Annotated in this window: 15 protein-coding genes and 2 pseudogenes; 8 read left to right on the top strand and 9 right to left on the bottom strand. The window is 70.7% G+C overall.

What is annotated here, in order from left to right; genetic code table 11:
- Window positions 1–3: 3 nt before the first annotated feature.
- Together kdpF and ACIBCM_RS03915 are read right to left on the bottom strand one after the other, a co-directional pair.
- Window positions 4–93: a K(+)-transporting ATPase subunit F gene (gene kdpF, locus ACIBCM_RS03920; RefSeq protein WP_037701211.1), complete on the bottom strand. Its 90-nt coding sequence runs from the start codon at window positions 91–93 to the stop codon at window positions 4–6.
- A complete protein-coding gene (locus ACIBCM_RS03915) occupies window positions 90–269 on the bottom strand; it encodes a hypothetical protein (protein WP_399239889.1) in 180 nt (59 codons plus the stop codon). Before ACIBCM_RS03915 ends, kdpF begins: the two co-directional genes overlap by 4 nt.
- Before the next feature lie 441 nt (window positions 270–710).
- Between ACIBCM_RS03915 and ACIBCM_RS03910 the strand changes: the two genes are divergently transcribed.
- The 5 genes from ACIBCM_RS03910 (at window position 711) to ACIBCM_RS03890 (ending at window position 5,963) form a co-directional block, all read left to right on the top strand.
- Window positions 711–2,681: an amino acid transporter gene (locus ACIBCM_RS03910; protein ID WP_399239886.1), complete on the top strand. Its 1,971-nt coding sequence runs from the start codon at window positions 711–713 to the stop codon at window positions 2,679–2,681.
- A 535-nt stretch (window positions 2,682–3,216) separates the two neighbouring features.
- Entirely contained in the window at window positions 3,217–4,293 is a 1,077-nt protein-coding gene (locus tag ACIBCM_RS03905; RefSeq protein ID WP_399239884.1) for an endonuclease/exonuclease/phosphatase family protein, read from the top strand.
- A gap of 47 nt (window positions 4,294–4,340) precedes the next feature.
- Complete coding sequence (locus tag ACIBCM_RS03900; RefSeq protein ID WP_399239882.1) at window positions 4,341–4,721, top strand: serine hydrolase; 381 nt, start codon at window positions 4,341–4,343, stop codon at window positions 4,719–4,721.
- Window positions 4,712–4,912 (top strand): hypothetical protein, encoded by a 201-nt coding sequence (locus ACIBCM_RS03895; RefSeq protein WP_399239880.1) that lies wholly within the window; start codon window positions 4,712–4,714, stop codon window positions 4,910–4,912. The genes ACIBCM_RS03900 and ACIBCM_RS03895 overlap by 10 nt, the downstream gene beginning before the upstream one ends.
- Before the next feature lie 202 nt (window positions 4,913–5,114).
- Window positions 5,115–5,963 (top strand): class I SAM-dependent methyltransferase, encoded by an 849-nt coding sequence (locus ACIBCM_RS03890; RefSeq protein ID WP_399239878.1) that lies wholly within the window; start codon window positions 5,115–5,117, stop codon window positions 5,961–5,963.
- 151 nt (window positions 5,964–6,114) lie between these two features.
- Here ACIBCM_RS03890 and ACIBCM_RS03885 read toward each other — a convergent pair whose 3' ends face one another.
- From ACIBCM_RS03885 to ACIBCM_RS03860, 6 genes are all read right to left on the bottom strand, one after another.
- Window positions 6,115–7,164: a hypothetical protein gene (locus tag ACIBCM_RS03885; RefSeq protein WP_399239876.1), complete on the bottom strand. Its 1,050-nt coding sequence runs from the start codon at window positions 7,162–7,164 to the stop codon at window positions 6,115–6,117.
- A 12-nt stretch (window positions 7,165–7,176) separates the two neighbouring features.
- Entirely contained in the window at window positions 7,177–7,548 is a 372-nt protein-coding gene (locus ACIBCM_RS03880) for a hypothetical protein (RefSeq protein WP_399239874.1), read from the bottom strand.
- Entirely contained in the window at window positions 7,545–8,450 is a 906-nt protein-coding gene (locus ACIBCM_RS03875) for a DUF2589 domain-containing protein (RefSeq protein WP_399239872.1), read from the bottom strand. Before ACIBCM_RS03875 ends, ACIBCM_RS03880 begins: the two co-directional genes overlap by 4 nt.
- A complete protein-coding gene (locus tag ACIBCM_RS03870) occupies window positions 8,440–8,994 on the bottom strand; it encodes a DUF2589 domain-containing protein (protein WP_399239870.1) in 555 nt (184 codons plus the stop codon). Before ACIBCM_RS03870 ends, ACIBCM_RS03875 begins: the two co-directional genes overlap by 11 nt.
- A gap of 315 nt (window positions 8,995–9,309) precedes the next feature.
- Window positions 9,310–9,438 (bottom strand): hypothetical protein, encoded by a 129-nt coding sequence (locus ACIBCM_RS03865; protein ID WP_399239868.1) that lies wholly within the window; start codon window positions 9,436–9,438, stop codon window positions 9,310–9,312.
- Window positions 9,439–9,653: 215 nt separating this feature from the next.
- Entirely contained in the window at window positions 9,654–10,271 is a 618-nt protein-coding gene (locus tag ACIBCM_RS03860) for a CGNR zinc finger domain-containing protein (protein ID WP_399239866.1), read from the bottom strand.
- A 176-nt stretch (window positions 10,272–10,447) separates the two neighbouring features.
- Here ACIBCM_RS03860 and ACIBCM_RS03855 point away from each other — a divergent pair, with 176 nt between their 5' ends.
- The 3 genes and pseudogenes from ACIBCM_RS03855 to ACIBCM_RS03845 all read left to right on the top strand — a co-directional run.
- A complete protein-coding gene (locus tag ACIBCM_RS03855; RefSeq protein ID WP_399239864.1) occupies window positions 10,448–11,191 on the top strand; it encodes a metallophosphoesterase in 744 nt (247 codons plus the stop codon).
- Window positions 11,192–11,217: 26 nt separating this feature from the next.
- Window positions 11,218–11,838, top strand: a complete 621-nt coding sequence (locus ACIBCM_RS03850) for a LysE family translocator (RefSeq protein WP_399239862.1) — start codon at window positions 11,218–11,220, stop codon at window positions 11,836–11,838.
- 61 nt (window positions 11,839–11,899) lie between these two features.
- Window positions 11,900–12,094: pseudogene (locus ACIBCM_RS03845) on the top strand (cupin); the annotation flags it as partial.
- Between the two features lie 86 nt (window positions 12,095–12,180).
- On the opposite strand, the pseudogene ACIBCM_RS03840 reads toward ACIBCM_RS03845, so the two are convergent.
- Window positions 12,181–12,486, bottom strand: a pseudogene (locus ACIBCM_RS03840) (integrase core domain-containing protein); the annotation flags it as partial.
- Window positions 12,487–12,576 lie beyond the last annotated feature (90 nt).

Genomic DNA, 12,576 nt, shown 5'->3' with positions numbered 1-12,576 from the left:
GGTCTAGAACCTCTCCGGGTACAGAAGGGCGAGGACGAGGTAGCCCAGGAGGGCGACGGCCACGATCAGGCCGACGATGTTCTCGGCGGTCACAGCTTTGCCACCCCCTTGGCGATGAGTGCCACCAGCGCGAACACCGCGATCGTGGTGACGACGAAGGCCACGTCGGCCATCGTGAGCTCCTGTATGGGATCGGAACTGCTCGGTTTCGGACTGTTCGAGGAAACCCCGGTTTCGGCCGGATCGCCGCATTCGTTGACACGTCCCATACGGGCCGGTCGGCCCTCTTGACGCAACCTGTACGCCGCCTCCCCGGCGGAGTACGGGCTGCCGGTCCGCCGTGGCCGGGTGAGGATGATCCGAAGGACCGCAGTGGCCGGAAATCCCGCCTGCCGGGGCTGGGCAGTACTCGCGCGAAGGACGGCACGGGACACGAAGGACAGGACGGACAGGACAGGGCAGGTCGGGTCGGACAGGACGGCAAGGACAGGGCGGGTCGGGAGGGAGGAGCACGGCGGGACGGGAGGAAGGAACACGGCGGGACGGGCGGGGAAGGCACGGCGGGACGGGCGGGAAGAACAAGGAGTACGCCCATGAACGGCACACGGGTACGCCCATGAGCGGCGCCGGTGGCACGCCCATGAGCCGCGCGGGGGTCCGCCCGTGAGCCGCGCGCCCGCCTGGGGCGGCCCACCGCGGGGAGCCCGCCCATGAGCCGCGCGGGGACCGGCACCGCGCCCCGGCACGGGTCCTCCCTCGGGCGCGCGCGTGCCTGGCTGCTCCAGGGGCTGATCGAGCAGACGGCCCGCCATCCCGGGCCGCACGGCACCCCGCGCGAGGAGGAGAAGGGCAACCGCTGGTGGCGGGTCATGTGCCTCACCGGTGTGGACTACTTCTCCACCCTCGGCTACCAGCCCGGTATCGCGGCCCTGGCGGCCGGGCTGCTCTCCCCGCTGGCGACCCTGGTCCTCCTCGCGCTTACCCTGTTCGGCGCGCTGCCGGTCTACCGCAGGGTTGCCCGGGAGTCACCGCACGGCGAGGGCTCGATCGCCATGCTGGAGCGGCTGCTGCCCTGGTGGGCGGGGAAGCTGTTCGTCCTCGTGCTGCTGGGCTTCGCCGCGACCGACTTCATCATCACCATCACCCTCTCGGCGGCCGACGCCTCGGCGCACGTGGTGGAGAACCCGTACGCGCCCCCATGGCTCAACGGCACCAATCTGTGGATCACCCTGGTGCTCCTCGGGCTGCTCGGCGGGATCTTCCTCAAGGGCTTCCGGGAGGCGATCGGGGTCGCCGTCCCTCTCGTGGCCGTCTATCTGACCCTCAATCTGGTGGTGCTGGCGTCATCGGTGTGGCGCGTGGTGCGGGAGCCGGTGGTGATCGACGACTGGTGGACCGCGATGACCGGCGAGCACTCGTCGCCGTTCGTGATGATCGGGGTGGCGCTGCTGGTCTTCCCCAAGCTGGCTCTCGGCATGTCGGGCTTCGAGACCGGGGTGGCGGTGATGCCCCAGATCAAGGGCGATCCCACCGACACCTACGAGAACCCGGCGGGCCGGATCCGCGACACCCGCAAGCTGCTCACCACGGCCGCGCTGATCATGAGCTGCTATCTGCTGCTGTCCAGTCTGGCGACGACCCTGCTGATCCCCCAGGAGGACTTCAAGGCGGGCGGTCCGGCGAACGGCCGTGCGCTCGCCTATCTGGCCCACAAGAACCTGGGCGAGGTCTTCGGCACGGTCTACGACGTCTCCACCATCTGCATCCTGTGGTTCGCGGGTGCCTCCGCCCTCGCCGGGCTGCTCAATCTCGTCCCCCGGTTCCTGCCGCGGTACGGGATGGCCCCCGAGTGGACCCGGGCCGTGCGCCCGCTGGTCCTGGTGTTCGTGGCGATCGCCGTCGGCATCACCCTGTACTTCGACGCGAACGTCGACAAACAGAGCGGTGCCTACGCCACGGGTGTGCTGGTCCTGATGCTCTCGGCGTCCTTCGCCTCCGCGGTCGCCGTGCACCGCAAGGGCCGTCGCAGGGCGGCCCTGGGCTTCGGCACGATCACCGTCGTGTTCGCGTACACCCTGATCGCGAATGTGGTCGAACGGCCCGACGGCATCAAGATCGCCGCCCTGTTCATCGTGACGATCCTGGTGACCTCGTTCGCCTCCCGGGTCCACCGGGCCTTCGAACTGCGTGCGGCGGAGGTCGTCTTCGACGAGACCGCGGGCCGGTTCATCGACGAGGCGGCCGCGTCGGGTCCGCTGCGGATCATCGCGAGCGATCCGACCGAGCACCCCAGGGCCGAGTATCCCGCCAAGGAGTACAAGAAGCGGGAGGAGACGCACATCCCCGGCGGGCAGCCCGTCCTCTTCCTGGAGGTCTTCGTCAAGGACTCCTCCGACTTCACGACCGATCTGATCGTCCGCGGTGACGAGAAGTACGGCGTCCGGCGGCTGCGGGTGGACGGGACCACCGTGGCCAACACGATCGCCGCGGTGCTGGTACGGCTGCGCGACCGTACGGGCGAGATCCCGCACGCCTACTTCACCTGGACGGAGGGCCATCCCGTGGGCCAGCTGCTGCGTTTCCTGGTCTTCGGCGAGGGGGAGGTGGCCCCGGTGACCCGCGAGGTCCTGCGCCGGGCGGAGCCGGATCCGGCGCGCAGGCCGAGGGTGCACGTGGGGTGAGCACGTCCGTCTCCGCGGGACGGACGGGCTCTCCCGGCGGATCTTCCCCCGCGGCCGGCGGCACGGCCGGGCGCCGGAGAGCGGGGTGTCCGTCACCGTCCGGACCGTCCGTACGAGGTCTCCCCCGCCCCGGGCACGGGCAGCGGCCCCGGTCGCGCGCCGGCGGCTCCAACGCCTTGGCCGACTGGGCCGTGGCCGACCGCTCCCGATATGCCGGAGCAGCCGTTCACCAGCTCTGCCGATGCCCATGGCGAACAGCCCACGGCGAACAGGTCACCCCCGCGGCGACCACATCACGGCTCCCGCCGACAGCACGGGCCTTGCCGCGGTGGGCGTTCCGGGCGGCACGGGGGGGCGTCTGCCGGCGGGGCTCCGGGTCATCGTCGGGCCGGGGCGAGGATGCAGGGCCCGGGGCGCCGGAGCAACCCGCCCCGCACGGCCGCAGCAACCCCACCCGGACGGCCGGTGGGAACCGCGCCCGCCGGGCCCCGCGTCCTCGCCCGTGGACGACCACCGATGTGGAGCACGGACTGGCATGAAGCGGGCGGGGAGCGAGACGGCGACGGGCGCGCGAGCCGCCGAGGCTCTGCCGTCCGCGCCCGGCCACGGGCAGGCGGCAGGAGCGGACCGGGCCCCTGAGGAACGGGAGCGAGCGGCCGACGACCGGCCGACGGGCCGGAAGCGGCCGGGCCCGTACCGGACCGGCGTACTGGTGGCTCTCGCGCTGTCGGTCACCTGTCTGCTGGTCTTCCCTGCGGCCGTGCCCAACTCGACCGGCCGGCTGGGCAGTCTGCTGGAGACCTTTCTGCCCTGGCTCGGCCTGGCCGTGCCGGCGCTGGCGGTCCTGGTGGCGCTGTGGTGCCGTTCGGCGGCCGGTCTGGGTGCCGTCCTGGTCCCCGCGGTGGCCTGGGCCGTTCTGTTCGGCGGGACGCTGTTCGCGCGGGCCGAGGACTCCCCGTACGATCTGACGGCAGTTCAGCACAATGTCAGCGATGTGAACCCGGACCCGGCGGGCACGGCGGAGTCCCTGCTCGGGGCGGACGCCGAGCTGGTGGCCCTTGAGGAGCTGACCCCCTCCGCGCTGCCCGCCTACCGGCGGATCCTCGGGGCGCGCTATCCGCATCACGCGGTCGCGGGCACGGTCGGGCTGTGGTCGGTGTACCCGCTCACGGACGTCCGGCCGGTGGACATCAAGCCGGCGGGTGTTCCCGACGGCTGGATGCGCGGTCTGCGGGCGACGGCGGCTACGCCGTACGGCGAGGTGGCCGTGTATGTGGCCCATCTGCCCTCGGTCCGGCTGGGGGCGACGGGCTTCGGCGCCGCCCGGCGGGACGAGAGCGCGGTTCTCCTCGGCGCGGCGATCGCCGCGGAGCCCCTGGAGAAGGTGATCCTCCTCGGTGACCTCAACAGCACGGCGGACGACCGCGGGCTGGACCCGGTCGCCGATCAGCTCGACCACCCGGACTCGGGGTTCGCCTTCAGCTGGCCCGCGCGTATGCCGCTGGCGAGGATCGACCAGGTCATGGCCCGGTCGGCGACGGTGACGTACGTCCGGGCGCTGTCCGGGACGGGCAGCGACCATCTGCCGGTCGCCGCGCGCATCCGGTTCTGACCCGGCCGCTTCCGGCGGGCCGCCTCTCCCCCGCGCTCACCGAGGAGATGGCGGCCTGTCAGGTCACGCTCCCCGAAGGCGTGGACGTCGCCGGTTCCTGGGGGCTCGGCTGGTTCCGGGAGGACTGGAACGGCCGGACCGTGATCGGCCACGACGGGAGCGCCATCGGGCAGGGGGCCTGTCTGCGCCTCGTACCCGAACTCGGTCTGTCCGTCTGTCTGCTGACGAACGGCGGCCCGGTACGCGATCTGTACGCGGCGCTGTTCCGCGAGATCTTCCATGAGCTGGCCGGGATCGAGATGCCCCGGCCCCAGGAGCTCCCGGTGGACGCGCCCGCGCCCGACGGGGCCGCGGTCGCCGGGACGTACAGTACGGCCGCCATGAGCTGGAGGTCTTCGAGGCGGACGGCGGGCCGCGGATGCGGCTGATCCGTACGGCCGACCTCGGCGAGGGCGTCCCCGGGGCGGTCATGGAGCTGGTTCTCGTACCGGCCGGGGAGAACCGGTTCCTCGTAAGGCTGCCGGGTGAGCGCCGGTGGACCTCCGTGCTCTTCGACACCCTGCCCGACGGCACCCGCTACCTCCACTTCGGCGCCCGGGCGGCCCTGCGTACCGCCTGAGCTGCCACGGGCCGGGCGCGGACCGGCCGACATCGAGGAGGCCGGCCGGTCCCTGCCCCGGGGCCGGCCGGTACGTCCACCCCCGCTCGGCGGGCCTTCCCCCAATGTCCATGGGGCGCCCGTCGTCGTCGGCCCCCTCCGGCCGCCCGTGGAATCATCACCACCGTCGAACGGGGTTCTCCGGAGAGGGCGGTGGGCGGACATGACAGCCGGATGGGTGTGGGACGACACCCTGTTCTCGGGTGCGGCCGTCCACTACGAGCGCGGGAGGTTTCCCTACGCACCGGGGCTGGCGGACGAACTCGCCGGGGCACTGGGGCTCGACGGCACCGGGCGCCTCCTCGACGTGGGGTGCGGACCGGGCACCCTCACCCTGCGGCTGGCCCGTCTGTTCGGCGAGGTCGTCGGGGTGGATCCGGACAGCGGCATGATCGCCGAGGCCCGGCGCCTGGCGGAGGAGGCGGGAGCGACCGGGAAGGCGGCTTGGGTCGAGGCCCGGGCCGAGGAACTGCCCGCGGGCCTCGGCACCTTCACCGTGGCGACCTTCGGCCAGTCCTTCCACTGGATGGACCGCGACCTGGTCGCGACGACGGTGAAGGCCATGCTGCGGCCCGGCGGGGCGCTGGTGCACATCTCGAACCTGGAGACGGAGGCGCGTTCCGTCGAGGGCCTGGCGCACCCGGCGGTGCCCTACTGCGAGGTCGCCGAACTGGTCCGGCGGTATCTGGGTCCGGTACGGCGGGCCGGCCGGGGCGTCCTGCCGGACGGGACCCCGGGCAACGAGTCCGCGGTCTTCGCCCGCGCGGGTTTCCCGGGCCCGGAGCGCCGTGTCGTGCCCGGCGGGCAGGCGCTGGAACGCTCATCCGACGCCGTGGTCTCCTGGGTGTTCTCCCTGTCGTCCTCGGCACCCCACCTCTTCGGCCCCCGCCGGGACGACTTCGAGTCGGACCTTCGCCGACTGCTCGGGAACTCCTCCGCGTCGGGCCTGTTCTCCGAGCGCCTGCCCAGCACGGAGATCTTCATCTGGCGAACGGGCCCCGCCGGGCGGTGACCGGTTCCTCACCGGCGGGTCGGCGCCGGCCCTTCCCGACGCGCTGTCACACCGCCGCACCGGCCGGCCTGCCGCCCCCGGAGCAGCCACCGCTGGGAACGGGCCGGTCCCGCGGCCCCGCCCCCCGCCCGCCGGGGCGCCGTGCTCCGTCTCAGAGCCCCGCCGGACCGACGCGGGACTCGTCCTCGAACACGGTGCCCGCGGTCCTGTTCGTCATCCGCACCGCGACCTCGACTCCCGGCTTCAGCAGCCCCTCGTCGACCGGGGCCGTCCGGCACTCCAGCGTCATGGCGGCCGTCCCGGTCGTCAGGTCCATGCCCGGGGTGCCGGTGAACACCTGGGGAACTCCCCCGACCCGGATCTCCGTCACATCGGGCACGCCGCTCGCCGCGCAGACGACTTTCAACGCCCGCTTGCCGTCGTACTCCTCGATCCCGGCGGACACCAGCTGGGGGAAGGGGCTCAGCGGCCGGTACCCCCTGGCCTCGAACCAGCTCCATTCCTCGTCCCGTCGGACGACCCGGCCGTGGGTGTCCCGGGGCAGGGTGGCACGGCGCGGTTTCGCCGGGGCTCCGCCGAGTGCCTCGTACAGCGTCAGCCCCGCATATCCCCCGCCGGTCCAGCCCGCGAAGAGGACGACGTGGTCGCCGGGACGGTTGAGTACGTCCCCCGGGAGCAACCGCCGGTGGTCGATGTCCAGATACCGGCCGGGAAGCTCGCGTGTGGACAGTTTGCCGCGCAGCCGATGGCAGCGGGAGACGAATCCCGAGCAGTCGATCCCCGCGAGGTGGTACCTGGCCAGGTGCTCCTTCGCCCGTACTTTGCCGGGTTCTTCCTTCTCCCCGTCGGGCGAGCGGGTCCCGGCGACGCCGTAGAACGCGCTCGTCGTGGCGCCCGACGTCCGGTCCCAGCCGCCGGGGGCGATGGTGGAATCGGCGACCCTGGCGAGGAGTTGCCCGACCGTGTCCCAGCCCCCGTACACATAGGGCATCCGGTCGTATCGCTGCACGGTCTTCCCGTCGTCCGACAGCCGTCTGAAGCAGCTCTCGAAGACCGGTGGCTCCGGCGGGATCGTCGGTGTGCCGGGAAGCTCGGGGAAGGAGGTCCGGTCGGCCGCAGGGGACCAGTCGGGCACCTTCACGTACCGATCGGCTTCCTTGATCGTCCAGGCGCGCTCCACGGCGCGGTCGCCCCCCGCCACGGGAGTTCCCCGTCACCGCCGCACGGGGGGCCTGGGCCCGTGCGGGTCGTTCGCCAGCGTCATCGTGAACGCGCTGATCCCGGCCTCCGGGCCGTCCCGGCCCTCGGCCGGGACCCGGAGGTCGACCAGCAGGTCGACCGCCGAGCGGTCGTCGCTCCGGACCACGTCCAGGGGACGTCCGTACACCGTCACCTGGAGCTCCCGCACCGTGAAGTGGGGCACGGCGAAGGTGCGCAGCACTTCGTCCCCCGCGTACTCGGGTGCCATCCCGGACGTGCCCAGGTCGGCCGTTGCCTGGGCGCGCTGGACCGCGGCCGAGCAGGCCGACAGCAGATCGGCCAGGGAGACGACCCCGTCACCGGGGTTCTCGGCGGCGGAGGTCATGGCATCACCACGAACTTGGTGGCCGCCTCGCCCTGCGGCGTGAGCAGTGTGATGGTGCGCTCCCCCGGCTTCGTCTGAGAGGGAATGGAGACCTTGAGTTCGGCGGATGTGACGTCCTTCTGCCCCTCGGCCGGGTTCAGCGGAGAGTTCTGGAGCACCGCGGTCACTCCTTCGCCGCTGACGGTGGCTTTGGTCGCTCCCCGCAGACCGCTCCCGGTCAGCTCCACCACCAGTTCGGTCGTACCGGCGGTTCCGAGGATCGGCGAGACGCTGTCGATACGGGCCGTGGCGGCAGGGGTCAGGGTGCCGGTGGACAAGGGGACGACCTGGAGCTGGTCGTTCATCATGTCGAGGACCCGGGCGAGCCCCTCGGGGATGGAGTCCTGGACGGCGTGGACGGTGATGCTCAGGGTGGTGCGCTGGTCCGTGCTGCGGGTGTTCTTGTTCTTGTTGGAGTAGGAACCCTTGACGCTGGCCTTGACAGCCCAGTAGTTGACCTCCACTCCCGCCTCGATGCCCAGCTCCGAGGAGGACTCACTGGTCTCGATGTCCGCGATCGAGTACTCGAACTGGATCGTCAGGTCCTCGATCCGGATGTAGGGGATCGGAACGATCGACAGCAGGGGAACGCTGAGTTTGGAGGGCACCACACGGATGTTGCGGACCGGCTCGGGCACTCCGGGCAGCGATACGAGTTCCTCGATGGGCCGGTCGAACTTGAAGTCCACGTTGATGGCGCTCTTCTCGCCGGTCACGGGATGGACGTTCATCCCGACGCCGTTGATGAAGTTCACCGTCTCACGGGCGGCCATCACCTGCGCCTTGATGGCCGCGTTCATCGGTGCGCCGATGATGTGTTCCAGCGGAAGGGCGCTCAGGTTCGCCGGGACACTACTGGCCATGGTGTGCCTCCTCATCGGGTCCGGGTGCTACCGGGCGTCCGCCGATCTGCTCGTGGAGCAGTTCGCCGATGCGTGCGGCGCCCTCCGGCGGCTCCGCCACGAGCCTCATCCGCACCCTCATGCCGGCCGGGGTGTCCGGGCGCGAGGGCACCAGCACGGCGCGGGTCTCCGCCACGGACACCGGGCGTGGTCCCGCCACGACGCGCCCGAACGGCAGCGGTGCCTTCGCCACGCCTACGACGTCCAGGGCGAAGTCCACCTCGATGTCCTGGATCCGGGCCCCCACGGGGGGCAGCAGGGAAATCAGCGGGACGCTGATCTCGACCGGCCTGTTGACGTGGACGGTGGTCACGTTCCCGGTCTCGGGGTCCCGCCTGCGCTCCTCGACGACACGCTCCGAGACGAACCGGAGCATGCGGAGCTTCCCGTCCTCCAGACCGGTCTTCTGGAAGAAGGACAGCGCCTCCGCGGCACCCAGGACGGAGGCGCGGACGGCCGACTGGATCGGCAGGGCGAACAGATGCGACAACGGCTGAGGTTCCATCGAGCCTCCCGGCTGCACTGCTGCACACAGTCGGCAGACGGTCGGCCTGCCGGTCTCTCGGCAGTCGAAAGTAAGGTTTCAGCCACTCCGGCGGTAAGAACAAAATACGCCAAATGTTGATGAAACAGCTGTGAAGGGAACGTACGGAAGCGACATGCCGGGGGTGGTGCCCCCTCGCTCGTCAGCGTCGACCGGCCGCCCCGGCACGGCGGCAGCCCGGCACGCAGCGCCTCCGGGCCGGTCGGCGACGGCCGCGCGGTGGCGTAACCCGGAGGAGGACCTGCCCGGTGACTTCGAGGCGACCCGCGCCGTGCACTACACCGCGATCCGTCGGCCGCTGAACCCGAGGGCTTTCATCGCGGATCCGAAGAAGCGCGTGACTGCGGGCAGGACCGGCTCTCCGGCGCGCTCGGTGGACGGCTCGGCGGGCGGGGTGAAGGTCACCACCCCAAGGGCGAGCCGTGGATCACCGTACCGAACCTGGAGCCGCCGGCCGAGCCCACCGGCCCGGCGGCGCTGAAGGACGAGGCCGTACGCCGCTGGGGCGTCCTCGATCCGTTGGACGCACTGAAGAACTCCGACCCCCTCACCGGCTTCACCGAGGAGTTCTCCTCGGGGACTGACCGATCCGCGGCTCGGGCATCGTGCCAGGTGACCGGTCAGGACGGGGTGGAACTGCCATCGGCCGCCATGCGCTGACGCCGGTAGTGGCGAGCCGCCCGGGCGCGGTTTCCGCATGACGGCTTGCACCATTCCTGCCGCCCATGGCTTTTGACGAAGTAGCGCACGCAGCGGGGTGCGCTACAGGCGCGCAACTGCTCGCGCTGCGGGCCGCCCAGGAAGTCGATGGCGGCACGCGCCAGGGCCGCCACGAGGCGTACCTCCGGATCGTTCTCCGCCGACAGCAGACGGGTCGCGGGGGCACCTTCCGGCAGCCACTCCATCTGCGGGACGACCGGTTCACGGGCTGCAACCCTGTTGAGGTGGGCCAGCGCCTGATCGGCCGACATCAGCCGTCGGGCGTCCGCCGAACTGGGGGGAGCAGGACTTACCGCCCGGGCGAACAGCGCCCGGACTGCCCGCCGCAGCTCGATGATCTCGGACCTGAGGCCCTCGTCCGCGGTGAGCCCCCCAGCCGGAAGACGGCCGGCCAGCAGATCGGCCTGCGCCTGGATCCACCGTGTTGTTCCGTGTGCCGTGGCGAGGTCGTCGGTCACACCGCCGTCTCCGTCGTGGCGGATCGTGCTTGCCAGTTCCAGTGCCAGCCGGCGCTCCACAAGCGCCTCCTTCCCTTGCCCCTGCCCGGTCGTCAACCACTTGATCACATTCCCGCGTACACCCTAGAGTCTCTAACGGCAAAACGAGAATTTCCGTTAGACGTCGAGGCAGGGCGACGCGCCACGCCTCGCGGTGAACCGGCGGCCAGAGCCGCCGCCATGGGAGGGGACAGACAATGACAGTGCTGCTTGCCCAGATCAGCGACCTGCACCTGGACGGCACGGAGAGGGCCACCGCGCGCGCAAGCCGTGTCATGGACTACCTACGGGCCCTGCCTCACCCGGTCGATGCGGTCCTGGTCACCGGAGACATCGCCGATCACGGCGCGGAAGCCGAGTACGAGGAAGCGGCACGCATCCTCACGGCCCCTTTCCCGGTGCTCACCTGCCCCGGTAACCACGATGCGCGTCCGGCCTACCGCAAGGCCCTGCTCGGCGAGACACCCGATCACAGTCCCGTCAACCGGATCCACCACATCGCAGGGACCGCCATCCTGATGTGCGACTCCACCATCCCCGGCCGCGACGAGGGACGCCTCGACGCGCAGACACTCGACTGGATCGACACCCGACTCACCACGCTGCCGCGGGACACCCCGGCACTGATCGCCTTCCACCAGCCACCGGTCGAACTCCATCACCCGCTGCCCGACTCCGGCATGCTTGAACAGCCCGGACAACTGGCCGCGCTGCTGGACGCGCACCCGCACGTCGTTGCCGTCCTCACCGGACACGCCCATACCGCGGCCACCTCGACCTTTGCCGCCCGCCCGCTGATCGTCGGGCCGGCCGTCACCTGGACCCTGCGCATGCCCTGGGAAGGCGACCGCCCCGCGGACCGCGACCAGCCGCCCGGTCTCGCCTTCCACATCCTGGGCGACGACCGGCGCCTGACCACCCACTACCGCGTCGTGCTCTGATCCCGCCCGCTCGACCCGGAGAAAACGTGGTCCACCCCTACGCCGTTCTCGGGTTCCTGGCGGCACTCCTGCCTCTCGTTGCCACCCCCGGAGCCAGCCTGGCCCTTCTGATTCGACATGTCACCGACAAGGGTCGCCGCCAGGCGCTCCCTGTCGTCCTCGGCACGGTCACCGGCCTGTACATCCACGCCACCCTCGCCATGGCCGGCCTGTCCGCCCTGGTCATGCGCTCCGGCCAGGCCCTCACAGCCGTCAAGGTCATCGGCGCCGCCTACCTCATCGGCCTGGGTCTGTGGACATGGCATTCCACGGCGGGAACGGCACGCACGCCCACCCGTCGGCGTCTGCCAGTGCGGTCGGACTCCGTCTACACCCAAGCCCTGCTCGGCAACGTCCTCAACCCGAAGGCGGCTTCCGTCTACTTGACCCTGGTACCCCAGTTCATCGAAGCCGATCGCTCCTTCGACAGCCAGATTCTCACCCTGGCCAGCGCCCACGCGCTGCTGATGACACTCTGGCTCCTTGCCTGGACCGTCCTCATCCGGCGTGCCTCACCCACCTGGCAGAAACCCCGCTTCCAGCGCACGGCCGCCAAGATCACAGCAGTGGTGTTCGTCGCCCTCGGGATCCGAACCGTCGCCATGTAGGCGGCAGCCACCTCCCGGGTGTCGGCAGACGACCGTCTGCCGACACCCGGGGCACGATCCACTGGAGCCGCCCGGGCTGCGCCTGCCGGTGGACGGCGAGACGGTCCCTCTGCACCACTACGCGATCCCGACCAGGAACCGCCGCGCGGTCACCTGGTCCCGCATCCAACCGTCCGACATCCACGCCCGGCTCAGGGACGGGGCGTCGCTGGTCCTCGACGCTGTGGCGAAGATCCCGGTCCGACCTGGAAGCTCGCTCGGCCGCTGGTCAAGCAACTGCCGGAGTAACAGAAAGACCCCAGATCGACTGGGATCTGAACCGCCCCGGGTTCGGTAGAGATCTCAGGTTGTGGTGATGACCTGGGGTTTTGCGAGTTCGGTGTAGTAGTTGGTTTCGTATTCGACGGGCGGGATGTGGCCTATCTCTCCGTGGAGTCGACGGTGGTTGTACCAGTCGACCCACTCGGCGGTGGCCAACTCGACCTGGGAGAGCGTCTTCCATGGCTGCTGGGGTTTGATCAGCTCGGTTTTGAACAGGCCGATCGTGGACTCCATCAGGGCATTGTCGTACGCGTCACCGACTGATCCGATGCTCGCCGCGATGCCGGCGGTGTCCAGATGCTCGGCGAGGCGGAAGCTCGTGTATTGCTTGGACTCAACCGGTCGTTGCAACACCGGCTTGTTGGAGCAAGAGTAGCTGCTCGTTGAATGCCTCGGCCGGGGTCCTCCAACCAAGTG

Source organism: Streptomyces sp. NPDC051018 (assembly GCF_044456085.1).
Classification (GTDB): domain Bacteria; phylum Actinomycetota; class Actinomycetes; order Streptomycetales; family Streptomycetaceae; genus Streptomyces.
This window is presented reverse-complemented; position numbering and strand designations above follow the sequence as displayed.

Excerpts from the sequence above, each read along its gene's own strand:
- ACIBCM_RS03870 (WP_399239870.1), bottom strand. The coding sequence starts at position 8,994 with ATGGAACCTCAGCCGTTGTCGCATCTGTTCGCCCTGCCGATCCAGTCG.
- ACIBCM_RS03875 (WP_399239872.1), bottom strand. The coding sequence starts at position 8,450 with ATGGCCAGTAGTGTCCCGGCGAACCTGAGCGCCCTTCCGCTGGAACAC.
- ACIBCM_RS03895 (WP_399239880.1), top strand. The coding sequence starts at position 4,712 with ATGCGGCTGATCCGTACGGCCGACCTCGGCGAGGGCGTCCCCGGGGCG.
- ACIBCM_RS03880 (WP_399239874.1), bottom strand. The coding sequence starts at position 7,548 with ATGACCTCCGCCGCCGAGAACCCCGGTGACGGGGTCGTCTCCCTGGCC.
- ACIBCM_RS03890 (WP_399239878.1), top strand. The coding sequence starts at position 5,115 with ATGACAGCCGGATGGGTGTGGGACGACACCCTGTTCTCGGGTGCGGCC.
- ACIBCM_RS03915 (WP_399239889.1), bottom strand. The coding sequence starts at position 269 with ATGGGACGTGTCAACGAATGCGGCGATCCGGCCGAAACCGGGGTTTCC.
- ACIBCM_RS03855 (WP_399239864.1), top strand. The coding sequence starts at position 10,448 with ATGACAGTGCTGCTTGCCCAGATCAGCGACCTGCACCTGGACGGCACG.
- ACIBCM_RS03910 (WP_399239886.1), top strand. The coding sequence starts at position 711 with ATGAGCCGCGCGGGGACCGGCACCGCGCCCCGGCACGGGTCCTCCCTC.
- ACIBCM_RS03900 (WP_399239882.1), top strand. The coding sequence starts at position 4,341 with ATGGCGGCCTGTCAGGTCACGCTCCCCGAAGGCGTGGACGTCGCCGGT.
- ACIBCM_RS03905 (WP_399239884.1), top strand. The coding sequence starts at position 3,217 with ATGAAGCGGGCGGGGAGCGAGACGGCGACGGGCGCGCGAGCCGCCGAG.